At 57.8% G+C, this 21,178-nt stretch carries 23 protein-coding genes and 3 pseudogenes; 21 read left to right on the forward strand and 5 right to left on the reverse strand.

Features of this window, described 5'->3' with window-relative positions:
• The first annotated feature begins 3 nt into the window (after positions 1 to 3).
• A complete protein-coding gene (locus tag RBB80_RS21795) occupies positions 4 to 513 on the forward strand; it encodes a hypothetical protein (RefSeq protein WP_433964470.1) in 510 nt (169 codons plus the stop codon).
• Positions 514 to 546: 33 nt separating this feature from the next.
• The gene (locus RBB80_RS21800; RefSeq protein WP_433964471.1) at positions 547 to 723 is read left to right on the forward strand and encodes a hypothetical protein; all 177 of its coding nucleotides are present in this window, start codon (positions 547 to 549) and stop codon (positions 721 to 723) included.
• Between the two features lie 231 nt (positions 724 to 954).
• On the opposite strand, the gene RBB80_RS21805 is transcribed toward RBB80_RS21800, so the two are convergent.
• Positions 955 to 1,913 (reverse strand): IS5 family transposase gene (locus tag RBB80_RS21805; RefSeq protein ID WP_433964472.1). Its coding sequence is split into 2 segments (ribosomal slippage): positions 955 to 1,358 and positions 1,358 to 1,913, totalling 960 coding nucleotides; the frame shifts between segments, so codons are not numbered across the junction.
• A gap of 122 nt (positions 1,914 to 2,035) precedes the next feature.
• Positions 2,036 to 2,209, reverse strand: coding sequence for a hypothetical protein (locus tag RBB80_RS21810; RefSeq protein WP_433964473.1), 174 nt, complete (start codon positions 2,207 to 2,209; stop codon positions 2,036 to 2,038).
• Positions 2,210 to 2,726: 517 nt separating this feature from the next.
• Between RBB80_RS21810 and RBB80_RS21815 the strand changes: the two genes are divergently transcribed.
• Positions 2,727 to 3,401, forward strand: a complete 675-nt coding sequence (locus tag RBB80_RS21815; protein ID WP_433964474.1) for a hypothetical protein — start codon at positions 2,727 to 2,729, stop codon at positions 3,399 to 3,401.
• A gap of 97 nt (positions 3,402 to 3,498) precedes the next feature.
• Positions 3,499 to 3,662, forward strand: a pseudogene (locus RBB80_RS21820) (Tn3 family transposase); the annotation flags it as partial.
• Positions 3,663 to 3,879: 217 nt separating this feature from the next.
• On the opposite strand, the gene RBB80_RS21825 reads toward RBB80_RS21820, so the two are convergent.
• On the reverse strand, positions 3,880 to 4,098 hold the full coding sequence (locus tag RBB80_RS21825) for an IS3 family transposase (RefSeq protein ID WP_433964475.1): 219 nt from the start codon (positions 4,096 to 4,098) through the stop codon (positions 3,880 to 3,882).
• 69 nt (positions 4,099 to 4,167) lie between these two features.
• Here RBB80_RS21825 and RBB80_RS21830 point away from each other — a divergent pair, with 69 nt between their 5' ends.
• From RBB80_RS21830 to RBB80_RS21850, 5 genes are read left to right on the forward strand one after another with little or no spacing between them, the layout of a single operon-like run.
• Positions 4,168 to 4,458, forward strand: coding sequence for a J domain-containing protein (locus RBB80_RS21830; protein ID WP_433969811.1), 291 nt, complete (start codon positions 4,168 to 4,170; stop codon positions 4,456 to 4,458).
• Positions 4,439 to 5,635, forward strand: a complete 1,197-nt coding sequence (locus RBB80_RS21835; protein ID WP_433964476.1) for a HesA/MoeB/ThiF family protein — start codon at positions 4,439 to 4,441, stop codon at positions 5,633 to 5,635. The genes RBB80_RS21830 and RBB80_RS21835 overlap by 20 nt, the downstream gene beginning before the upstream one ends.
• 7 nt (positions 5,636 to 5,642) lie before the next feature.
• Positions 5,643 to 5,891: a ubiquitin-like domain-containing protein gene (locus tag RBB80_RS21840; protein ID WP_433964477.1), complete on the forward strand. Its 249-nt coding sequence runs from the start codon at positions 5,643 to 5,645 to the stop codon at positions 5,889 to 5,891.
• A gap of 5 nt (positions 5,892 to 5,896) precedes the next feature.
• Positions 5,897 to 6,391 carry a ubiquitin-conjugating enzyme E2 gene (locus RBB80_RS21845; RefSeq protein WP_433964478.1) on the forward strand — a complete coding sequence of 165 codons (495 nt, stop codon included), beginning with the start codon at positions 5,897 to 5,899 and terminating at the stop codon, positions 6,389 to 6,391.
• On the forward strand, positions 6,384 to 6,932 hold the full coding sequence (locus RBB80_RS21850; protein WP_433964479.1) for a Mov34/MPN/PAD-1 family protein: 549 nt from the start codon (positions 6,384 to 6,386) through the stop codon (positions 6,930 to 6,932). Before RBB80_RS21845 ends, RBB80_RS21850 begins: the two co-directional genes overlap by 8 nt.
• On the opposite strand, the gene RBB80_RS21855 is transcribed toward RBB80_RS21850, so the two are convergent.
• On the reverse strand, positions 6,919 to 7,446 hold the full coding sequence (locus RBB80_RS21855; RefSeq protein WP_433964480.1) for a hypothetical protein: 528 nt from the start codon (positions 7,444 to 7,446) through the stop codon (positions 6,919 to 6,921). The genes RBB80_RS21850 and RBB80_RS21855 overlap by 14 nt on opposite strands.
• A 199-nt stretch (positions 7,447 to 7,645) precedes the next feature.
• Here RBB80_RS21855 and RBB80_RS21860 point away from each other — a divergent pair, with 199 nt between their 5' ends.
• The 12 genes and pseudogenes from RBB80_RS21860 to tssF all read left to right on the forward strand — a co-directional run bounded on the left by RBB80_RS21860 (position 7,646) and on the right by tssF (position 20,402).
• Positions 7,646 to 8,053, forward strand: coding sequence for a hypothetical protein (locus tag RBB80_RS21860; RefSeq protein WP_433964481.1), 408 nt, complete (start codon positions 7,646 to 7,648; stop codon positions 8,051 to 8,053).
• 105 nt (positions 8,054 to 8,158) lie between these two features.
• Positions 8,159 to 8,404 (forward strand): annotated as a pseudogene (tssK, locus tag RBB80_RS21865) (type VI secretion system baseplate subunit TssK); the annotation flags it as partial.
• Between the two features lie 119 nt (positions 8,405 to 8,523).
• On the forward strand, positions 8,524 to 9,459 hold the full coding sequence (gene tssK, locus RBB80_RS21870) for a type VI secretion system baseplate subunit TssK (protein ID WP_433964482.1): 936 nt from the start codon (positions 8,524 to 8,526) through the stop codon (positions 9,457 to 9,459).
• A gap of 25 nt (positions 9,460 to 9,484) precedes the next feature.
• The gene (locus RBB80_RS21875; protein WP_433964483.1) at positions 9,485 to 10,243 is read left to right on the forward strand and encodes a DotU family type IV/VI secretion system protein; all 759 of its coding nucleotides are present in this window, start codon (positions 9,485 to 9,487) and stop codon (positions 10,241 to 10,243) included.
• A complete protein-coding gene (locus RBB80_RS21880; protein WP_433964484.1) occupies positions 10,240 to 11,487 on the forward strand; it encodes a type VI secretion system protein in 1,248 nt (415 codons plus the stop codon). Before RBB80_RS21875 ends, RBB80_RS21880 begins: the two co-directional genes overlap by 4 nt.
• A 35-nt stretch (positions 11,488 to 11,522) precedes the next feature.
• Positions 11,523 to 14,444 (forward strand): hypothetical protein, encoded by a 2,922-nt coding sequence (locus RBB80_RS21885; protein WP_433964485.1) that lies wholly within the window; start codon positions 11,523 to 11,525, stop codon positions 14,442 to 14,444.
• On the forward strand, positions 14,441 to 15,598 hold the full coding sequence (gene tssA / locus RBB80_RS21890; RefSeq protein WP_433964486.1) for a type VI secretion system protein TssA: 1,158 nt from the start codon (positions 14,441 to 14,443) through the stop codon (positions 15,596 to 15,598). The genes RBB80_RS21885 and tssA overlap by 4 nt, the downstream gene beginning before the upstream one ends.
• A 15-nt stretch (positions 15,599 to 15,613) precedes the next feature.
• Complete coding sequence (gene tssB / locus RBB80_RS21895) at positions 15,614 to 16,126, forward strand: type VI secretion system contractile sheath small subunit (protein ID WP_433964487.1); 513 nt, start codon at positions 15,614 to 15,616, stop codon at positions 16,124 to 16,126.
• Positions 16,119 to 17,591 carry a type VI secretion system contractile sheath large subunit gene (gene tssC / locus RBB80_RS21900; protein WP_433964488.1) on the forward strand — a complete coding sequence of 491 codons (1,473 nt, stop codon included), beginning with the start codon at positions 16,119 to 16,121 and terminating at the stop codon, positions 17,589 to 17,591. The genes tssB and tssC overlap by 8 nt, the downstream gene beginning before the upstream one ends.
• A gap of 86 nt (positions 17,592 to 17,677) precedes the next feature.
• Positions 17,678 to 18,160 (forward strand): Hcp family type VI secretion system effector, encoded by a 483-nt coding sequence (locus tag RBB80_RS21905; protein WP_433964489.1) that lies wholly within the window; start codon positions 17,678 to 17,680, stop codon positions 18,158 to 18,160.
• Positions 18,130 to 18,657, forward strand: a complete 528-nt coding sequence (gene tssE / locus RBB80_RS21910) for a type VI secretion system baseplate subunit TssE (RefSeq protein WP_433964490.1) — start codon at positions 18,130 to 18,132, stop codon at positions 18,655 to 18,657. The genes RBB80_RS21905 and tssE overlap by 31 nt, the downstream gene beginning before the upstream one ends.
• Positions 18,650 to 20,402, forward strand: a pseudogene (gene tssF, locus RBB80_RS21915) (type VI secretion system baseplate subunit TssF). The gene tssE and the pseudogene tssF overlap by 8 nt, the downstream one beginning before the upstream one ends.
• A gap of 22 nt (positions 20,403 to 20,424) precedes the next feature.
• Here the strand turns inward: tssF and RBB80_RS21920 are convergent.
• Positions 20,425 to 21,027 (reverse strand): hypothetical protein, encoded by a 603-nt coding sequence (locus tag RBB80_RS21920; protein WP_433964491.1) that lies wholly within the window; start codon positions 21,025 to 21,027, stop codon positions 20,425 to 20,427.
• Between the last annotated feature and the right edge of the window lie 151 nt (positions 21,028 to 21,178).

Below are 21,178 nucleotides of genomic sequence, written 5' to 3' on the forward strand. Positions count from 1 at the left end.
TCAATGTTCCAGCATATTCAGGAGTGGAAAATTGGTGTCCACTATATCGTTTACTGTAAGGTAATAACCGCTGGCGGAAGTCTCGTTCCCACACTGCAGGCCTATGCCAAGAATCAGGTGATCTTCTTCCAGGGGCAACTACGGTATATCGCGCCCGAAGTGTTGCGTCTTCAGCCGATGTCGAGTGAAGAATTACCGTCGCCCGAAAACCATCAACTTGGCGAATTGCTCCTGCGCGCTGGCGAGCTTCTGTATCAAAGGATTCCACCACCGTCGAAGAAATACGATTCGATTGCGAACACCATATCCTGGATGCTGCCGATCTACGAGATCGATTCGCCGATTGACGCGATGGTGCAATTCCTGCGGTTCTATATATCGCTGACTGTCAGCATTCCACGCATGCCGGAACATCTTCGGATATTCCGATGTCCCCGCGCCCTGGCTGCGGCATCAGGAAATTCATACGGCTCATCGTCACCAAGGACGAAATCGGATCAAGCTGGGGAGTGAATTGTTATCTGATCCGTTTGTCCCATGAAGAAAATGGCCTTTAGCAAGATACTCGAAAACCGCATTACAGCCGATCCGAAGCTTGAATTCCCGTTCGAGTGGGCGAGCAGATACGTCCCCAAAGGCCCGACGCGATGCGTGCATGCCCCTATGGAAGCGGTGACGAAGCTCGTCGATGACATGGTGGTGGATTTCGGGATGTACGGCTAAGCGTTGGGTGTTGCGTCACAGTTTGAAAATCGACGCAACAAAGACGTCCGTTTAGCGCGAGCAACAATCCCGACAGCATAAGACAGAAGATCTAGGGAACCTCTGCGTAGGCGTCTGACTTTCTGGGGTCAGGGAGTGGGCATGGAAGATGCGCGGGTTTTGGTTGGTTTGATGCTGTTGGAGGGCTAATTGGAACGCGCATCCGCCCGTTTTCCGGGGCTTCCAGGCGCACTACTGCCCAAGGACTGCCAGACGTTTGCGGTGCAGGTACAGGTTCACCAGCGCGAAGTTCGCGCACAGGCGGTGATGGTTCTTCGCGATGCCTCTGTATCTCACTTTGTCGAAGCCGAAGATGCGCTTCAGGATCCGGAACGGATGTTCTACCTTGGCCCGCACCCTCGACTTACTCCGGTTCTTCTTTTTCTGTAACTCGTCGACATAGTTTTTGAACTTCGTCCGCTTGCAGGTCATGTCCTGTGCCTTCGGAGCGGCCTCTTGGATGGCGTCGGTCTGGCCCTGATAGCCGCCGTCGCCCCACACCTTACGCTCTTGGCCGTGCAGCAGTTCCGGTAACATGTGGCAGTCCGCCACGCTGGCTGCGCTCGTCGCCACAGAGTGGACGATGCCCTCCTCGCGTCCACGCCGATATGCGCCTTCAGGCCGAAGTACCACTGGTTGCCCTTCCTGGTCTGGTGCATCGCCGGGTCGCGCTCGCCACTCGCGTTCTGGGTCGACGAAGGCGCATGCAGGATGGTCGCATCGACAATCGTGCCCGTCGCGATCCGGATGCCCCTGGCATCCAGATGCACGTTCACCGCATCCAGCATCAACCCGCCCAGCTCGTGCCTCTCCAGCAGATGACGGAACCGCAGGATGGTCGTCTCATCCGGCGCAGGCGCAATCCCAAGGTCCACGCCAACGAACCGCCGCAGCGCCGCAGACTCGTACAACGCCTCTTCCACCCCAGGGTCCGACAGATTGAACCACTGCTGCACAAAGTAAGTCCGCAGCATGATCGCCAACCCTACCGGCTGCCGTCCCTTGCCCGCCTTCGCATAGTGCGGTCGTACCAGGGCTTCCAGCGCAGACCATGGAACCACCTGCTCCATCTCGTCCAGAAACAACTCCCGCCGACTCTTCCGCCCGTACTTCTCAAACACACCCTGACTCGACAGACTCTGCTGCTTCATCGCAATCTCCTCGCAGCTATCAGATTAATCAATCAGGCAAGCGATGCAGAACTTGTGCAGACTCTCCCTAGCTTATTTATCAGCTATTTAACTGCGCAACAGGTTTCCGTAACTACCTAGAATCAGACGTTATGGTAGTTGTACGAGTGTTGCGTATAAATAACTCCAAATACCAGTAAGCTGGCAACACAGTCGTATCCATTCAATACGGTCGAGATGAGGCCGAGGCCCGAGGGCTTTTCGCTGCCCGGATTGCAGCACTGGTAAACTCCATTTACGAGGTGCCAGCGCGTCATGAATGTCCTATCGCCCCGCAAGCCAAACTTCGCCACGCCATCCCGGCTTGCCTCGCCACCCGTTTACCGCCCCCAGAGCGCGCTGGTCGCCCAGTCGAAGCTTGCCTCGCCACCCGTTTACCGCCCCCAGAGCGCGCTGGTCGCCCAGTCGAAGCCTGCCTCGCCACCTGTTTACCGCCCCCAGAGCCCGCTGGTCGCACAGTCGAAGCCTGCCTCTCCACCTGTTTACCGCCCAAATGTGACTTCGGCCCAACCGCATACGGGAGGCAATCGCAAGACTGCATTGCAATTATCGTCGCCAAGTCGCCCCGGCGCACCACCGGTATACCGTCCAGAGGAAATAAAGCTCGGACCACCGAAGGCAATCCAGCGTCGTGCGGGAAACGCGAGAACTCCGCAGGCTCCTCTGCTGGGACAGGCGGTTCCATTGGTAACAAAACGGGCCACCCTCCAGAGCTCTTTGAATCTCACCAAGTGTGATCGACCGCCTTACTCACCTGGTGCGACAGCAATCCAAATGGTGAAGAATTGGGAGAAGCAGTTCAGCGAATTTCTCAAAAGGGATAATCTCTTTACGAAGACACAGGCCGTACTACTCACATCGACGTCAGATGATGCTAGAGAAAGAGATGTTATCGACCACTCGATGCGAAATTACTACGGCGAGAACGTAAAATTCATGAACGATAAGACCATCGCATATGACCCAGGAAGACATGAGTTACAGGGCATACCAGCATCGGACTCCGACACGGAAATTCTCGCCGACGGTGTGCTCGTTGTAGGTACACATGGAAACATACATTGGCTCTTTGGCGATCTCCCTGGTGGAGAAAGAAAAGCCGCCGAAAAGTTCGCTTCGAATCTGCACGCCCTCGAAGCCCGCTATGGGCTAAAACTAAAGACCGTAGTCTTGGACAGTTGCTGGAGTGCGGCGGAGCTAAAAGAACCTGTAGAAGGTGTGAAGAACGTTTCTCCCGCAAGAGCATTGAGTGCAGTCCTCGGACCGAAGTATTTGGTTCTCGGTTTTAACGGCAAGGCAGCCGAGAGACATGTCAGTCATAAGGGCGAGAGGGTAGCGCCGAAGTTCAAGAACGCCATCATCTTCTGTGATGGTGAACCAATCTCAGGCTCTCAGCACGAAGCCCCGGGCCAAGGGCTCGAACACAGCGGAGAAACGTTAAAGAGTTGATAAGACGCGTCCCCATTATCGGAAGCTATTTAATGGGCAGAAGCCGGAGATGTATCGAACAAACTCCTTCTCTAATTTGAGAGAGTTTAAAGGAAGTAACGTAGGCTTTCGAGGTTCCGCCCCGGCACCTGACGCCACGCATGTTCTCGATGGCTTGCTTTACCACAAGTCCGATCTGCGGATCGAGGAGCATTACACCGACACGAGCGGCTCAACTGACCACGTCTTCGCCTTTGCCATCTCCTGGGCTTCCGTTTCGCGTCTTCAGACTGCATCGCAATTATCGTCACCAAGTCGCCCCGGCGCGCCACCTGTGGTTCGTCAAAATGCCATCCGGGCGAAGTTAGACTGCTGACGGCTACGCGTGACGACGAAAGCGTAGCTGCACGTTTGACGATGGGAACGCGGGTACACCTCTGCCGTCACCTATCTTCGATTTTGTCGGGAATGCCATAACCCAGAGTTAGGCAGCCAAATCTTAGCGATGATGGAGGCCACCGAGCCTTGACATGGACAGAATTCTACCGCTTGCACCTGGATCTTCTACCGCTGCTCGGCTTGCCGGCGTTGCTTTCCTTAGTGAAAGATGTGTTCGGTCATCGTTGTAATAGTGGACGTACTCGCTCATCAGCCGTTTGAGACGCCGTTCATTCCATATGATCACGTGATCCAGCAAGTCTCTTTGACAGACGTACATGGAATGCTACTTGGCACGAACTTCTTGTTGAGACGAGACTAGGTACATAATCTGAAAGGTATTGCCGTGGTGACTTGGCGAGAGATTACCGAACCTGCACTCCCAGAGCCACAGGGAATTCTTTGCTGGCGTGAGTTAAATGGTTTTCCCGACTATTACAGCGATCTCCGCATCGCGCGCAATGCCTCATCGCTCGAAGTCAAAACCGCGTATCGCAGGCTTGCTTTGAAGTGCCATCCGGATCTGAACCAATTTTCGTCGAGTGAATCGGCCGAGAGACGCATGCAACAATTGAATCTCGCGTATCAAGTGCTCAGCTCCCCGGCTCGGCGTGAAGCCTATGATCGCTCCATTGGGTGAGGCGTTTACTTTCCGGGAGTCTTCCGAAAGCGACCGGTTCAGCAGGCAAAGCCAGATTCATGGCTGGTCGCAGAATGTACTCTCGGAGGCAAAGTTGTTGGTGGCCGGCTGCGGCGCGCTGGGCAACGAAACGCTCAAAAATCTGGTGCTGCTCGGTATTGGCACCTTGGGAATCATTGACGTCGATCTGGTCGAAGTCAGCAATCTGTCACGCTGCGTCCTTTTTCGCGAGACGGATGTGGGACAGCCAAAGGCGCTGGTTGCGGGCGTGCGTCTCACGGAATTAAATCCTGAGACTGAAGTCATCCCGATGCATCTGGACCTCACTTCGGAGCTCGGCGCGGGTACTATCGCCGACTACGATCTCGTGCTCGGCTGTCTGGACAATATCGAGGCTCGCTGGCGCCTGAATCGGCTCTGCCACGCGGCTGGCCTTCCCTGGATCGACGCCGGTATCGAAGCGTCCGCGGGGCAGATTGCTTACTTCGACGCCCGCACCGGTCCCTGCTACGAGTGCACCATGACTGCCTCCATGTGGCAGCGTCTCCACGAAAAGCGTTCGTGCATTCTGCCCGCACAGAAAGCCGCATCCGAGCACATTGCCGCCAGTGCAATCATCAGTTCCCTGCTCTCTTCTTTGCAGGTGCACGAGGCAGTGGCGCAACTGCACCACCGCTTTGCTTCAGTGCCAACGAGATCGCAGTGGTCGGTGCTCCAAAGTGGGGATCGCATTATGACCAGTCTGGCTCCGTATTCGACTACCGTGCTGCATACCAGGCGAAGTCAGGCGTGTATGGCTCACGCTGACGAGCTTATTGACTCTCTGGACCTCGACGTATCGCCAAGCCAGATGACGGTCGAGCAGATACTGACGCGCACGGGGATGGATGTGCTGGAACTCGACTGGGACGTAGCCGTTGGCTTCGACTGTCCGACCTGCGGAGCCGAGCCTGCCTGTTGTCCCTCATTTCGAATCACCGCCTCCGATCTGAACTGTCCATGCTGTCAGCAAGCGCGTCGACCGGAGTGGTTGAGTCGTATCACCCGGGAATCGGAGCTGGTGACACGAACACTCTCTGAACTTGGAACCGCGCCCCGCGCCTATCTTTCTCTCGTGACTAACCATGGACATCGCCTCCGTTGCCGGCTGCAGGAGGCTTCGGATGTGAGAGCCTGAAAAGGACGTGGACACCATTACCATCACGATCAGCCTCTACGACGCCAGCCGCCGAGCCGAAGTGACCCTTCCGACCCACATGTCTGTCGGAGACCTCATGGACCAGTGTTCGCGGCGCTGGTCGCTACCAAATGCGACCTTCGTCTTTCGCCTGATCGGCTCCGATGAGCTTCTGCTCGAAGGAGAGTCGCTGCGATTAGCGGGTGTGCGCGACGGCGCCGAACTCCAGATCTACCCGATTCTCGAAGGAGGCTGAGTTTCATGCACCCGGTTCGTCGTCGACGCCTCCTCAGTGATCTTGCCGCAGCGCAGCGTGTCGCCTTAGCAAGTGAAGGGCGCATCGTCCTGCAGTCTGCGACGGGTGACCCTCCCGAATCCTACGTTTTTCTCTTTCGTTGCCGCAGTCTGTCTGCGCTCACTCCCCAAGGGCCCGTCTTCACGGATCAGCATTTTGTCAGGCTGCAATGCTCCGCGGCCTATCCCGCGCAGCCACCCTTTGCTACGATGCTCTCTCCGGTCATTCACCCGCACATCTGGCCCAACGGTTTGCTCTGCCTCGGTACCTGGAAGCCGCACGAGAAGTTCGACAGCCTGCTTCAGCGCATCGGTTCGATCCTCTGCTACGATCCTTCCGCCATCAACTTGCGCAGCGTGGCCGACGATGCCGCCGCAGCCTGGGCGCGCACGCAGCAGCACCTCTTTCCCCTCGACCATCCTTTCCCATCCGTCGCCACGGCCGCTCCGCATCATGTCTGATCGGCTTGCAGAAGATGTGGTTGCATGGCGGGAGCTCACGGATCCGTCCTCGATCACCCCTGCCGCCGCGCCCGTATCTCTCGTGAGAATTGTTCCAACGGCCTTGACCGCAGTTCAGGAACATCTGAGCCGCGATCGGATGACAGAGCACATCGGTTTGCTCTTCGGTCAGGTCGAACTGGCGGCAGACACATCGCCTGTCGTGACTATCCTGATTGCTCATCCGCTTGACGCGGCCTTCGCATCATCTACGCACGTTGTGATGCAGCGAGATGATTGGCCCTCCGCGTGGCGTCGCTTATCCTCCCGCGGCTTCGACCAGCAGCAGCTTGTCGGCTGGTATCACAGCCATCCGGGACACAGCATCTTCCTCTCAACGACTGACCTGCAAACCCAGGCCCTGTGGTTTCGTCAGCCCTGGCATGTCGCACTCGTGTTCGACCCCGTCTCGCTCGATCTCGGAGCCTTCTGCGGTTCGCAGGGGCGAAGAACACCGATGCTCATTCTCGATGAGGATACAAGATCATTCACTGGGCTCTAACACCTATCGGTCCGGAGTGACACACCGCGACAACTTGTAATGCATCTATGGCGACACCGCAGTGGACGCACTGTCCAGACAGATTCTCCTCTATCCACTGCAGGCTCTCTTGCCGATAACCCACACCGCACCGACATGTATGAATCTCTTCCCCTGCGGTAAATGGAACCCCATCGATGGGGTCGGCGTAGAGGTCATCCTGATTTGCCTGATCAAGCGAGGAGATGCTCGCTTCCGCTGCAAATGTGAGCATCGGGTTTTCAGCTTCGAACAGGGCGAAACCGTCTGGGAGTGCTGGCGTTTCGGGCTCGCTCACCAGGTCGATGAGCACCGTGGCAAACTCCGGGTGTAGGCCGTCGTCGCTTGAGGGGCGATCCTGCTGTCGTGCCGCCCGCAACAGTCGCATCGCGAACCACACGGCGAACGCCAGCAGCGACAAATCGACCATCATCATCAGTGAAATCACACGATCACCTAACAGGCAGCAGCCTCGGACGTCCTCAGCGAACGACATAATCCTCTATCGCTTTCATCATGTCCCGCTGCAGGCGTGCTCGCAAGTAACGAGGCAGTGTCGCCCGCAAGTTCAATCTTCTCAATATTGACGGCCCCCTCCGGCCCGGCTATAGTCAGATACGGTCATGCGTCCTCCTCCCCTTCTCCCTGCGCTCGTGGGCCTTTTGTATTGTGCCGGCATCATCGGATGCTCGGCGATGACTCAGCCACTCAGGAAGGTAAGTCATGTCAGCGGACAAATGACCCTGGATGCCATGGTCGCTCCAGATGCGAATCAGAACATGCCAGTAGCAGTCGACGTGGTCATGATCGACAATAAAAAAACCCTTGCGGAGCTCTCGACCTTCACCGCTCACGCCTGGTTCGACAAACGAACGGACTACCTTCGCATGCATCCGAACGCCTTGCACGTCTCTTCCTGGGAGTGGATACCAGGCCAGCAGCTTGCGTCGATAAAAATCTCTCAAACCGCAGCGGCCAATGGTATTCTCCTCTTCGCCAACTACTCTACGGCTGGCGACCATAACGCCGTTCTCCCCAGGAGCGGTACCGTACACATCGAGTTTGGCCCAAAGGACTTCAAGATCCTCTCCAATCCCAACTGATCATTTTAGGAGCCGCACGTGTCGCAACAGACTCCATTGAGCACGATTCCCGATGCGATTCTTTGGCATGAAGGCATGCTTCTGCGTCCAGAGCACTTCGAGCAGATGACCTCGCGACAGGAGTTGCTGTTGCAGCATCATGCCTCCTCCGCGCCATTTGCCTGGGGCATCTCGCGGCTGCTCGTTGACGCAGCTGCTCTGCTGCAGGGTCGTTTCACTCTGCTGCAACTTGATGCTCGCCTTCCCGACGGCTTGACCATCCATCTGGCTCAGGACAGCGCTTCCGAACAGCACTCGCGACCCTCCGAACCTTCGATCGATCTCACCGCTCTGGATGTGAGCTTTCGGCAGCAGCCCTTTCTCGTCTATCTCGCCGTCATCGCGCTCCAGCCTGGCGCACTGTCTACATCCGATCTTCGCTCGATCGCCCTTACTGAAAACGATGAGGCTCTTCGCCAGGGGGAGCTTCATTGCCAGATGAAGGCGAAGAAGAGGACAATCTTCCCATTCCGCGGCTTCGTCCCCGCTTTCATCTCATCGCCTCGCAGCAGGGCATCTCGTCCAAATACGTCAGTACTCCCATTGCGAGAGTCGGCTTCCGCAATGGGATCTGGGTACTCGACGACCGCTATATTCCGGCCTGCGAGCGCGTCGTCTCCAACTCTGCTCTTGCGCAAAGCTGCGGTGACACCTTACGCCGCATCCGCGAGCTTGCAATCTTCACCTATGATCGCTTTCGCGCCCTGTCGGCGAAGGAGCGTGGAGATGCGGAACGTGAACTTGCCACTCTGAAAGATCTCGTCGCGATGCTTCCGTACTGCGAGGCGCTGCTGGGCGCCGGGAGCGTTCATCCCTTCTCTCTTTATCTCGGCTTCTGCTCGCTCGCCGGACACATCTCCGGTCTTTCGGCGCAACCTGTTCCACCTATCTTTCGCCCGTATAACCACAACGATCTCTCTCTGAGCTTTGCCGAACTCACCACCTACATCCATCAGGTGCTCGCTGAGCGCGACTCGAAGGAATATGTTGGCATCCCGTTCACCTTCAACCAAAACGTCTTCTCGATCCAGTTCGCGCCGGAATGGTCCGGGCGACGCCTCATCCTTGCCTTAAGGTGCTCAGGCACCAACGATGCAGGCTCGGTCTCCTGGTGCGAAAGCTCTCTTATCGGTTCACGAAAGTTTCAATCGAGCATGCGCGAACGCCGTGTACTTGGTGCCGAACGCACACGTATCCCCTCCGAACGAGGGCTCTTTGCGGGCTCTGGCGTCATTCTCTACCACCTCCACGAAGACCACGACTACCTTCAACCCAATGAGCCGCTCGACCTGGTCACCGGCCCTTCCGTTCTTTCGTCAGACATTCCCGTAGAAGTAACTCTGTATATTCAACAGATCTCAAACTAAACCCTTCACTCCTGAGCTCAAGGCATTGAGATCCACCTACGTTACTGAAAATTCCGTGCTGCTGATGCAGTTCCGCCAGTTCTGCAGCGAACTCATGCGCCTCAAAGCCATGGTCGAAGGCATCGATCCTGTCGACACATCTCTGTCTTCCGACCCGTTCGAGCCCCGCATCGAGGAAGTCCGCCAAAGTCTTCTAGTTTTGCTCGAGCAGCAGTCGCAACGCATCAGCGATATCGGCGGAAGTCTCGGCTTCGGCCTCTTTCGCGAAGCCGAATATGTGATGGCTGTACTCGCGGACGAGACCATGCTCAATGCCAACTGGTCCGGGCGCGAACAGTGGCCACTTCTGGAGCAGGAGCTCTTTAACACCCATGCCTCCGGCGATCTCTTCTTCCGAAAGCTGGATCGACTGCTTAGTGGCAGTTCGCCTTCGAACGACCTCGCCATGATCTACTTCCAAGCCCTGGCGCTCGACTTCAAAGGGCGCTATCGCGACGCAGATCCGCGTCATCAGATTGACCGCTACCGCCGTCAGCTCTTCCTCAAGATCTACGGCCATCCTGTCTCCGAACTCGAACCCGAACCCATCTTCCCTCGAAGCTACGAATCGACCGCCATCGACGACGAGGCACGTCGCAGCCCCAGTCCGCACCTGTGGTGGTTCGTTCTGTGTGGCGTGGTTGCCGTGTGGATCCTCGCCTCAACCCTGCTCTGGACTAACCTTGAAACAGGTATCTCTACTCGCGTCGAACGCATCCGGACCACTGGAGGAAGCTCCAGATGATGATGGCGTTGCTGCTCGTCGCGATCGGAGTTGTCCCTCTCCTCTGGGGCTGTCTCGTCCTGCTGTTTCTCAGCCTCATTCTTCTGGTCGCCTATCTCGTCCGGCTCGGTCGTCGAGCCGCCAAGCCGGCACCTGTCCCGCATCCCGATCCGGCGGTCGCGGACCACGCTGACTCCTACGGGATGACCCCGGTGCTCGCCGCGGAACTCCCCTCGACCTTCTCAGGCGCGCTTGATGTGCTGCGTTCGCGCACGCCCGGTCCGGACTTCCGCTACACTGTGCCGTGGTTCCTCTTGCTCGGCCCAACCGACGCCGGCAAGAGCAGTCTCATCTCGGACTCTTCCCTCTCGCATGTGCTCGAAGAGCAGGTCATGCTCGAACACGGCGGCGGCTTTACCTGGAGTTTCTTCGGCGATGGAATCGTCATCGAAGTCGGAGGGTGGGCGCTATCCTCCACGGTCGAGGCGGTATCCGCATGGCGCCGGCTGCTTCGGCTCTTTGTCAACAACCGCCCCGCGCGCCCTCTCGATGGCATCGTGCTAGCAATTCCTGCGAGTGACCTGGCCGGCCCCGCTGTGCTGTCTCCTTCAGAGTTGGTCGAACGCGGGGCCATCATCCAGCAACGCCTGAAGCAGATCACGCAGACGCTCTCCTTCCAACTTCCGATCTACGTTGTCCTGACCAAATGCGATGCTATCCCCGGATTCAGCGAGTTCACCGCCGAACTCGCGCCGGAGGAACTCCAGCAGATCTTCGGCTGGTCAAGGCCTCAGAATGATTCCGTTGCCTTTCATAGTGGTTGGGTCGATGAAGCCATCGACACCATGCGGATCTCTCTCGAACGCAAACAAGGCCAGCTCTTCGCCATCAACGAAGCCGATTCTGGTCGCGGAGCCATGTTCTTCTTTCCCGGAGCGCTGTTTGGCATCGCCCCAGGCCTGCGATTGCTGCTCGAACGAGCCATGCGAGGCAACGCCCATACCCCGGCACCGCTACTCCGCGGTATCTACTGCTCCGGCTCGACGGATATACAGCGATCCGTTCCCAAATCCCTTACCACACTCGTTCCAGTGTCGGTACCTACTGGTATCCGCCGAAGAGATGCAACGGAAAACGCGCGGACGAACTATTCTTGGGCAGCCAATCAGATCGAGTCCTGGTTTCAATCGGACCTGCAGGTCGCATTCACTCGAGATCTCTTCCTCAAAAAATCTTTGCGGAAAAAGGCCTTGCCACCCCTCTAGCTCGGCATTTTGCCGCTCGTGACCGCATGCGTCGAATGCTGCAGATATCCAGCGCGGCGGTGGCGGTCTTCCTGGCGATCGGGACTGTCTTTGCCTGCCACCGTCTCAGCGTCGATCAGCAACACCTCATCCCTCTTCTCGATACGATCGAGTCAGACCTCCAAACTCCGGTGCGTATGGACGGCGACACTCCTGCGTTCGTGCAGCATGCCGGAGCCGAAACCTTGATCCATGCTATGGCCGGCTTCAAAACCGAAGGCTTCCGCTCCATCTTTATCCCGGCTTCCTGGTTCGACGAGGTCAACACCTCCATTCAGCAGGCGATGGTTCCCGCGTTTCAGGTCCTCGTGCTCCAGCGCTTCCATCTGGGGCTCGAAACTCGCATGCGCCAACTGTGCGATCCCAATCGCCTTCCCCTGCCCAATCTCCCCGCGATCTCGCCTGGCCACATCGCGCCGCCAACCGGATCACTTGGTCAAACTCCGGAATACCTTCAAATGCAGGCCTTCATCCAGCAGACCTCACAGTTGCAGCAGTTTGTCGCCAGCTACAACCAGATGACCCAACATATGTCCGGTCTGCCGGTAGGCTCGATCATCGAACTCGATAGCTACCTTCGTCATCGCCAAACCGAGCTTTCCAGTAACGAGGTCTCCAATCCGTACTTCGAACAGGCGGTCCGAGAGGCTCATTGGATTCCCGTCGAGTTCAACGACGATACGCGCCGCAAGCTTTCCAACAAAGGATCGACACTCGCCGAAAACCTCTTCGATGCCTGGATTGAACACAATCCGACGCGCACTGTCACCGAACAGCTCGCCGGTCGCATCAACACGCTCTCTCTACCCTCCCGGCACTCTTATCAGGAGTTGATTGATGCGCGCGCTGCCTTCGCGAACTCGCTCCGCATCTACAACGAACCGAACCTGCAATGGACTGGGGCCGAGGATCTTGTCATGCCCGCGAGTCTAACCGCCGTTACTCTTGATCCCTTCGTCAACTCGGGGCTCTTCGTTCCCACGCTGCACGCAGAGATGCTCGCCTTCGCCACTGATAGCTTTGCCCGATTCGCGGCCGCAACTGACGAGGCGCAAACCTCCCTCACTGGCACCCTCGTCAAGGTGGAGGACGGGAAGTTGCAACTCAGCGATCATGCGCAGCAGATGCAGATAGCCCTGGAAAACCTCCTGAACCTTAGCTTCATGTCCAACTTCAACTATGCCGGCGACTCAGTTGCCGACTCCTCGCCACCGCGTTCCTTCATATGGAATAAGGCCTCGCTCGAGGCCGCCACCACTCTCCCAGCCATCTATCAGCGCTATCTCAACGAAGACCTCGATCAGGCGCCCGTCACTCTTCGTGGCGCGTTCAGCCGCATCGCCTCCGAGCAACTCTCGCACACCCTGGTGCTCGCGCTTGATCAAGCCATGCAGCCCGCTCCCCCTCGGCAACGACTCACGTTTCGCCGACCTCAACCAGCAGGCTCAGGACTTTGCAGACGTCGAAGGAACCGTCACCTCGCTGTCCGCCGTCCTTCAACAATCGAATCTCCACGCGCCGCTCACACAGCTCACCCAGTCTTCGATCCGCCAGGCAGGCGAACTTCTGCTAGGCTTCGACCGCGCTCTCGACGCCGAACGTCCCTATGGCGTCTCCTCGGAAGCGTTCAGCAGCTGGACGATCGAGGGCAAGCCCTCGGCTCAAATCTTCGACGCTCCGACCTCCGACGCTATCGAGGCATATCTCGCGTCTCAACGCAGCACGGTCGAAGGCTTGACTGCCTCCGCCGCACCCCTGGTCGACTATCTCCGGACAAATCGCAACTCGCTTTCTCCGCGCATCGGCCGCGCCCTCGTTCGCTGGCAGGGACTCACTACCGCCGTCGATCAGTACAAGTCGAAGCGCCCCGGCAACTCTCTTCAGGCCCTCGAAGACTTCATCGCCTCAGGTGCCGACAAGTTTGCAGCGTCGAAGTCCTGCGACGCCGTTCGCCTCCCTACGTCACGCCAGGTCGACTACTTCTCGCTTCTAAACTCGCAGCTTCACCGCGAACTGGTTCTCCGCTGCCAGGCCCTCTACTCAGAAGGATTCAACCACAGTTACGCCCAGCTCGCCGATCGTTTCAACCGCGATCTTGCCGGACGTTTTCCTTCGCGCCGCTCGAATCCTCAGATCTGCTCGAAGCCGAGCCGCAGCTCATCGCCAGCGTCTTACGCCAGCATGATGCCTTTGGCGATCTTATGGACGCCAATGCCAACTCTTCCCTCGAAGCTCAAATCTTCCTCTCGCAGTTGCAGTCCACGCGTCCCTGGTTCGCCTCTCTGCTCAGCACCGCAACCGCCGGACAGCTCCCTTCGCTCGAGGTTATCCCGACCTTCCGGGTCAATCGCGACCAGGAGATTGCGGGCAACCAGATCATCGATTGGTCCTTTCAGGTTGGAACCGACGTCGTTCACGCCACCGACCCTCCACGCAAACTTCACTGGAGCGTGGGCGATCCGGTTCAACTCTCTCTCCGCTGGGCCAAAGATGCACCTTACCAGCCAGCAGCAATCGGCAGCCAACCGCATTCAGGGTATGATCTTATTGTTTTTGGAAACACAGTTAGCTACATCTTCAAAGATTCCTGGGCCCTACTTCGTATGATCCGTACGTTTGCTCCGTCCATGAGAAGTTCCGACGGTCTGAATTCGTCCGAGCCATTCACCCTGGCTCTTTCGATTCCAGAGATACCAGCCTCGGCCAGCAACGCAAGACTGCAGCCCGCTCCCACGAGCCGTGCTCTCGTTTTCCTTCATCTCCAGATCTCCGTCCCAGGCGAGAAACAGAACATCCATGAGGACCTCTTTCCCACAAGCGCTCCCGCGCTCGCGTCGCCATCGGTTTTAAACGAAAAAACATTGTCCCCGCCTGAAGGCACTTCGTCCGAGCGACGCCCTGCTGGAGAGAAACGATGACACCCTTTGCCTTGGATCATGAACTTCTGGTGCAGCCCATCACGCCCGATTCGCCCGCGGGCGAATCGCTTCGCTACGACTCCGTCTACGACAGCATCGTCTCTGCCCGTCGACAGGAGCCTGCCCTGCCGCAAGGCGTCTGGCAACGTGCCACACAGCAGGCCGACTGGCCTCTCGTCGAAGAGTTGTGTCGTGACGCCCTCGCCACCCGTTCCAAGGACCTTCAGATTGCTGTCTGGCTTACCGAGGCCTGGCTGCACCTCTTCGGACTGGCTGGCTTTACGAATGGCTGCAAGCTCATCGCCAACCTGCACGAGCTATACCTCGTCGAACTGATTCCGTCGCCCGAGTCGGCGCAGCAGATCCTCGAAGCGAACACTCCGCTCCCGCTCGACAGTGCTGACCCGGCCATAGAACATCGTCTCAACATGCTGCAGTGGATGAACGAGAAGCTCTCCACCGAAATCAAGTTTCTCCCTCTCACGGCGCCTGTCGACGGCAGCGAAGCTCCTGCCATCTCTCTCGCCGACATCGAAGCAGCGCTGCACAATCAACGAGCTGCCCGGCGCCACGGATCCCCGCAGGAGGTTGTCTCTGGAGACGCTCAGTTCGCTCGCAGCCTTCAACTGACGCCGCCTCAGTTTCTTCGCCAAACCTGGGACGACCTTCATCACGCTGTCGAAGTCATCGACCTGCTTGGCCTTGCCCTGGACCGCTATTACGGTCCCACCAATAGCGGTCTTCTCCGCATTCGTTCCGTTCTGCATGACATGGCCCTTGCCATCTCTTCGGCGATTCCCGAAGAGAAGCTTGCATCATGCGAGGAGGAGGTTTTTACTATGCCTGACATACACAGTGATCCTGTCTCCGCGTATCGCGAGCCATCTACACCAGCGCGTTTCAACGATCTCTACGCTGATACAGAGATTGAAACCCGCGAGCAGGCCTATGAGACCCTCACCCGCATCGCCAATTTTCTAGCTCGTCTCGAGCCGCACAGTCCCGTCCCCTACCTGCTGCATCGCGCCATCGCGTGGGGAGGCATGAGCCTGAAGGAACTTCTTCCGGAGCTGTTGCATGACCAGGCTGCATTGAAAGATGTAGGGCATCTGCTTCGTTTTGAGGAAGCCGACGCATATTCGATCGACAAGTAGCCCACGGAGGAAGTCATGGCAGAGAGTACACAGCACAAGCTCGACCGCGTTCGCCCACCCCGAGTTCAGATCACCTACGACGTTGAAATTGGCGGAGCCATTCAGAAGAAGGAGCTGCCCCTGGTTGTAGGCATCATGTCCGATCTCACCGGTGCAACCATCAACGCCACGCCACTCAAGGACCGCAAGTTCGTCGAAATCGACCGCGACAACTTCAATGACGTCATGAAGTCCATTGCGCCGACCGTCTCCGTCTCCGTCGAAAATCACATCGACAAGAACGCCTCCTCGTTACCTGTCAGGCTCAGCTTCCAGACCATCGAGGACTTCAACCCCGCCAATCTGGTCGAGCAAGTCGATGGCCTGCGCAAGCTGCTCGCCTCGCGTCGCCGCCTCAACGATCTTCTTGCCAAACTCGACGGCAACGACGAATTGAACTCGGCGCTGCTCGACGTCGTCGGCAAGCCGGAAGATCTCAAGCAGCTCAAAGCCAGCAACACATCCACAGAGGAGGTCAACAATGGCTAACACCCCCGAAACCAAAACAGCCGCCGTTCCCGTCACCGTCATGGACCGGATCATCGATCAGGGCCACATCGTCCGCGACGACTCTCAGCGGCCCTACGCCATGACTCTCGTCTCCGAGTACGCTACTCAGGTTCTCGATGAGGGCATGACCGTCAACAAGCAGAGCGCCCTCGCCGGCATCAAGCAGCGCATCGCCGAGATTGATAAGACCGTCAGCGATCAGCTCAACACGATCATGCACTCCGAAGCCTTCCAGGCCCTGGAGGCAGCATGGCGCGGCCTGCACTATCTCGTCATGAACTCCGAGACCGGCACCATGCTCAAGCTGCGTCTGCTGAGCGCCTCGAAGAAAGAACTCCTGGCCGATCTCGAAAAGGCAACCGAGTTCGATCAGAGCGCTCTCTTCAAGAAAATCTACGAAGAGGAGTACGGCACCTTCGGCGGTAACCCTTTCAGTGTCCTGGTTGGCGACTACCACTTCGGTCGCAGTCCACAGGACGTGGCCATGCTCGATCAGATCTCTCACGTCGCCGCCGCCGCCCACGCGCCTTTTCTCACCGCCGCAAGCCCCGGTCTGTTCGATATGGACAGATTTACAGAGCTCTCCATCCCCCGCGATCTCGCCAAGCAGTTCGAGTCCACCGAACTCATCAAGTGGCGCGCCTTCCGCGACTCGGAAGACTCGCGCTACGTCACTCTTACTCTCCCCCGTGTTCTGCTTCGGCTACCCTACGGTCCGAAGACGGTACCGGTCGACGAGTTTGAATTTGTCGAAAGCGTAGACGGTAAGGATCATGACAAATATCTCTGGGGAAACTCCGCGTACGCACTCGCCCAGCGCATCACCGATGCCTTCGCCAAGTACAAGTGGTGCGCCGCCATCCGCGGTGTCGAGGGCGGCGGGTTGATCGAAGGTCTTCCCGCGCACATCTTCCAAACTGACGAAGGAGATCTCGCCCTTAAGTGTCCCACCGAGGTCTCCATCACCGACCGCCGCGAGAACGAACTGAACAACCTCGGGTTCCTCGCCGTCTGCCACCGCAAGAACAGTGATCAGGCAGCGTTCTTCGGCGGCCAGACCACCAACAAACCCAAGGTCTACAACACCCCGGAGGCGAACGCGAACGCGCGCATCTCCAGCATGCTTCCGTACATGCTGGCGTCCTCACGCTTCGCCCACTATCTCAAGGTCATCATGCGCGATAAGATCGGCAGCTTTATGACCAGGGAAAACGTGCAGAAGTATCTCAACACCTGGCTCTCCGATTACGTTCTCCTCAACGACAATGCGCCCCAGAACGTCAAAGCCGCCTACCCGCTCCGTGAGGGTCGTGTGGACGTCTTCGATATCCCCGGCAAGCCCGGCAGCTACAACGCCGTCGTCTTCCTCAAGCCGCACTTCCAGCTCGACGAGCTGACCGTATCCATCCGTCTCGTAGCAGAACTTCCAGCCCCTGTTGCCTAACTATCTGCCAGCCGGCTTTGCTTCGTGAACAGTAGAGTCGGCTGTCCTCCCTACCGCAAGACAATTCATTACCAAGAGGAGCATTCATGGACGTACTCATTCTCGACTGTGGCGCCATAAACGGCGAATGCACGCTCATCGACTTCGCCCAGAAGATCGAAATTCTCTCCTACAGCCATGGAGTCGCGCAGCAGATCACCGGCGATCAAAGCAATCAAAAGCGCACCTCTGGCAAACCAAACCACCAGGACTTCACCATCACCAAGTACCTCGATCTCGCCACTGCCAGCCTGATCGACTACTGCAACCAGGCTACGATTCTCCCCACCGTCAAATTGATCGTCGGCCAGAACGAGGGAGGAAAGGTTAACCAATTCATGACCTACACTCTGACCAATGCTCTGATCTCCTCCGTCTCTATCGGGGGCGGGGGCGGCGGCAAACCGCAAGAGACGGTCACCTTCAACTACACTGCCATCAGTTGGGACTATAAGGTCCAGACCGCTGCAGCCGGCGACAAAGGAGTCGGCGCGGCCAAGTGGAATCTCGCCACCAACGCCACCGCTTGAGCATCCAGCCAAAACCCGTTCTGGGCCTCCGGGTACCGCTCTTCGACCGTCTGGTCGACAGCGCCCCGGAGGTACGGAAGGAGCACACTCCGCTTCGCATCTACGGCAGAGAAGCACTCTTTGCCTCCATCGCCCGCGATCTCGGCCGCCTGCTGAACACTCGCAGCAACCTTCCCGCTATAACCCCTCAGATGACGGTGCTCGACTACGGGATTCCCGACTTTTCACACATCGCGGCCTCCGACGAACTCGCCCAGCGCGGTCTTGCCGAGACCATCCGTCAAGCCATCCAGAACTTTGAGCCACGCCTCGAAGAGGTCGTCGTCACCTTCGCCCGCGATCACAGCAGCGCACTACAACTTCTCGCCTCCATCGCCGGAAAAGTCCGCCTCGGTACCCACATCGAACCCGTCACCTTCTCGGTCCTTCGCCATACCACCAGCGGCGAAGTCGAAGTGATCGCTCCCGAAATTCTTCCCTCACACCCTCATGGATGAACGCTTCGCAGCTCTCGCCGCTTATCGCGAGGAACTTGACTACCTTCGCATCGCCGGCCAGAGCTTCGCCCACCAGCATCCCAAGGTCGCGGAGCGCCTCGAACTCTCGCGTGACGGCTCCTCGGACCCCCACGTCGAACGCCTCATCGAGTCCTTCGCCTTCCTCACTGCACGTATTCAACGCCGTCTCGATGGCGAGTTTCCCGAGTTCACAACCGCTCTTCTTGGCCTACTCTACCCCAATCTGATCGATCCCATTCCACCGATGACGATAGCCCGCATCGTCGCCGACCCCGGTCGCGGCAAACTCACAGCGGGCTACACGGTGCCAAGCCATACAGAGATGTTCGCTCAGACCTCCAGCGGTCTCAGCTGTCGCTTCCGCACTGCCTATCCAACCACCCTTTGGCCCTTGCAGGTCGTCGAAGCCGACTTCGTGCCCAAGGCCCGGTTCAACTTTCTCGATACCAGCGCTCAGACCTCCAGCGTTCTTCGCCTGCGCCTCGAGTCCCAAGGAGCCACGTTCTCCGACCTCGAACTCACACGACTTCGTTTCCATCTCAACGGCACAGGCTATATCACCGGGACGCTCTACCAACTGCTCTTCCAGCACTGTACTGGCATCGTTCTTCACAACCGAGTCACTAGCCGCTTCGTCTCTCTGCCGCTGTCGAGTCTGAAGTCCGTAGGCTTCGGGGGGATGAGGACGTGATCCCATATCCCATGCAGTCCCACCCTGCCTATCGCCTCCTGCAGGAGTACTTCTGGCTGCCGGAGAAGTTTCTCTTCTTCGATCTCGTTGGCCTCGAGCGCAACCCGTCGATCGTCGATCTAGACATTCTCTTTCTCCTTGACACCACACCACGCAATCACCTACCGCTCAGCCTCGATACCTTCGCTCTCGGTTGTACGCCGATCGTCAACCTGTTCGCCCGGACCAGCGAGCCCATCCGTCTCGATCACACCCGCACCGACTATCGCGTCGTCGCCGATGCACGTCGCGAGCCCACGACCGAAGTCCACTCGATCCTAGCGGTCTCCTCCTCTGCGAACCCCGCCGATGAGTCTCGCAGACTAAGGCCTTTCTACAGCACCTCCGGCAGCACCTCGCCCGGCGACGCCTTCTGGTACGCCCGCCGTATGCTCACTGAGCGCGCTGGTCTCTCCGGCACCGACGTTCTGCTCTCCTTCGTCGATCTCGGCTTCAATCCCAACCTTCCCCCGACCGAAACCGTCTTTGCACACCTGCTCTGCACCAACCGGGACCTGGCCCGACAGCTTCCCGAGAACGCCCGCCTCCAGACCGAGGAGCCCGGCCCCATCTCGTACATCCAATGTCTGCTCAAGCCCACACCCAGCGGTTATCCACCTCTGGGTGGCCTCAGCCGTTGGGCGCTCGTCTCCAATCTCACCCTCAACTCGCTGTCGCTCTCGAACGATCCCGCCTCGCTCGAAGCCTTCAAAAAATCCTCTCCCTCTACAGCCTCTCGAACTCACACTCGACCCAGCGCCAGATCGACAGCATAGAAAAAATGACCGTTCGCAAGGTCACCCGTCGCCGCGGAACTCACCCATGGAAGAGCTTTCAGCAGGGTTATGAGGTAAATCTTCGCTTGACTCCAGACTCTCCGGCGGGAAACGCCGGTCTTCTCTTCGCCAAAGTATTGCAGGAGATTTTCAATCTCTATGCGGGCATCAACTCCTTCGTCACCACCCGCATCAGCGGTCCGGGAAAGTCCCTCTAAGACGATCCTTGAACTAGTTTCATCAATACGGTCTCCGAATGTCTCCAAACAATCTAGAGTTGAAGTCAATTTGTCTCGAGCTAGACGGTACAAAGCACTGCGGAGCAACACCGACGCGTGGCAGGGGCAATCCGATGCGTCCTGCGATCACCGACTGTCGCGGCCCAAACTTCGCCTGCACTCCAGCCGCAGGTCTGCCTGCTTCGCGTACCGGTTGAACTTTCGTCTGCCTGTGCACACCCTTCAAAATCTGGTCATGGGTAAAGAACTGATCCGTCGGCAAGCCCGCCTGTGCCGCATGGTCCGCATCCGGACGGTAGTTCCCGCTTCCATTGCTCCACCACTCCAGACGGCCATTGTTGAAGTTGGCCTCGCCCGCATACAGAACCGGTCGTCCTTCGGCCAGCACAGGATGCCGAAACCGCTGGTGCAGCAGCGTCTCACCGCTCGTCAGCTTCACAAACGTAAACTTCGCGTTCGGAACATATTGCCCGTGCTCTTTAGCCCGCCGCATGCGGTAGTTGTCGGCAAAACTGCTCAGGGAGAATATCTGCTCCCGGTCCACAGGAACCGCCGCCGATGGGTTCAGGTTGTGATACACACGCGTCTGTCCAAAGAAACTCAACGAAAATAAACCTCGGTCGAAGCGCGAATAAGTCTGCAACACATTCTACGTAAACATTTTACGGAGCAGAAAAATATTCCGTACCAATGTACGCTGGGGTACAATTGCGGGAATCATGGTGTCTGCTCCCAAACCATATCGCCCGAACTTT

Origin of the sequence: Tunturiibacter gelidiferens, from assembly GCF_051013345.1 — a bacterium.
Lineage (GTDB): Bacteria > Acidobacteriota > Terriglobia > Terriglobales > Acidobacteriaceae > Edaphobacter > Edaphobacter gelidiferens_A.

What these genes read in the sequence shown, in the direction of transcription:
- RBB80_RS21795 (WP_433964470.1), top strand. Translation starts at nt 4, where the DNA reads ATGTTCCAGCATATTCAGGAGTGGAAAATTGGTGTCCACTATATCGTT.
- RBB80_RS21800 (WP_433964471.1), top strand. Translation starts at nt 547, where the DNA reads ATGGCCTTTAGCAAGATACTCGAAAACCGCATTACAGCCGATCCGAAG.
- RBB80_RS21810 (WP_433964473.1), bottom strand. Translation starts at nt 2,209, where the DNA reads ATGACGCGCTGGCACCTCGTAAATGGAGTTTACCAGTGCTGCAATCCG.
- RBB80_RS21815 (WP_433964474.1), top strand. Translation starts at nt 2,727, where the DNA reads ATGGTGAAGAATTGGGAGAAGCAGTTCAGCGAATTTCTCAAAAGGGAT.
- RBB80_RS21825 (WP_433964475.1), bottom strand. Translation starts at nt 4,098, where the DNA reads ATGTACGTCTGTCAAAGAGACTTGCTGGATCACGTGATCATATGGAAT.
- RBB80_RS21835 (WP_433964476.1), top strand. Translation starts at nt 4,439, where the DNA reads ATGATCGCTCCATTGGGTGAGGCGTTTACTTTCCGGGAGTCTTCCGAA.
- RBB80_RS21845 (WP_433964478.1), top strand. Translation starts at nt 5,897, where the DNA reads ATGCACCCGGTTCGTCGTCGACGCCTCCTCAGTGATCTTGCCGCAGCG.
- RBB80_RS21850 (WP_433964479.1), top strand. Translation starts at nt 6,384, where the DNA reads ATGTCTGATCGGCTTGCAGAAGATGTGGTTGCATGGCGGGAGCTCACG.
- RBB80_RS21855 (WP_433964480.1), bottom strand. Translation starts at nt 7,446, where the DNA reads ATGTCGTTCGCTGAGGACGTCCGAGGCTGCTGCCTGTTAGGTGATCGT.
- RBB80_RS21860 (WP_433964481.1), top strand. Translation starts at nt 7,646, where the DNA reads ATGACTCAGCCACTCAGGAAGGTAAGTCATGTCAGCGGACAAATGACC.
- RBB80_RS21880 (WP_433964484.1), top strand. Translation starts at nt 10,240, where the DNA reads ATGATGATGGCGTTGCTGCTCGTCGCGATCGGAGTTGTCCCTCTCCTC.
- RBB80_RS21885 (WP_433964485.1), top strand. Translation starts at nt 11,523, where the DNA reads ATGCTGCAGATATCCAGCGCGGCGGTGGCGGTCTTCCTGGCGATCGGG.
- tssA (WP_433964486.1), top strand. Translation starts at nt 14,441, where the DNA reads ATGACACCCTTTGCCTTGGATCATGAACTTCTGGTGCAGCCCATCACG.
- tssB (WP_433964487.1), top strand. Translation starts at nt 15,614, where the DNA reads ATGGCAGAGAGTACACAGCACAAGCTCGACCGCGTTCGCCCACCCCGA.
- tssC (WP_433964488.1), top strand. Translation starts at nt 16,119, where the DNA reads ATGGCTAACACCCCCGAAACCAAAACAGCCGCCGTTCCCGTCACCGTC.
- RBB80_RS21905 (WP_433964489.1), top strand. Translation starts at nt 17,678, where the DNA reads ATGGACGTACTCATTCTCGACTGTGGCGCCATAAACGGCGAATGCACG.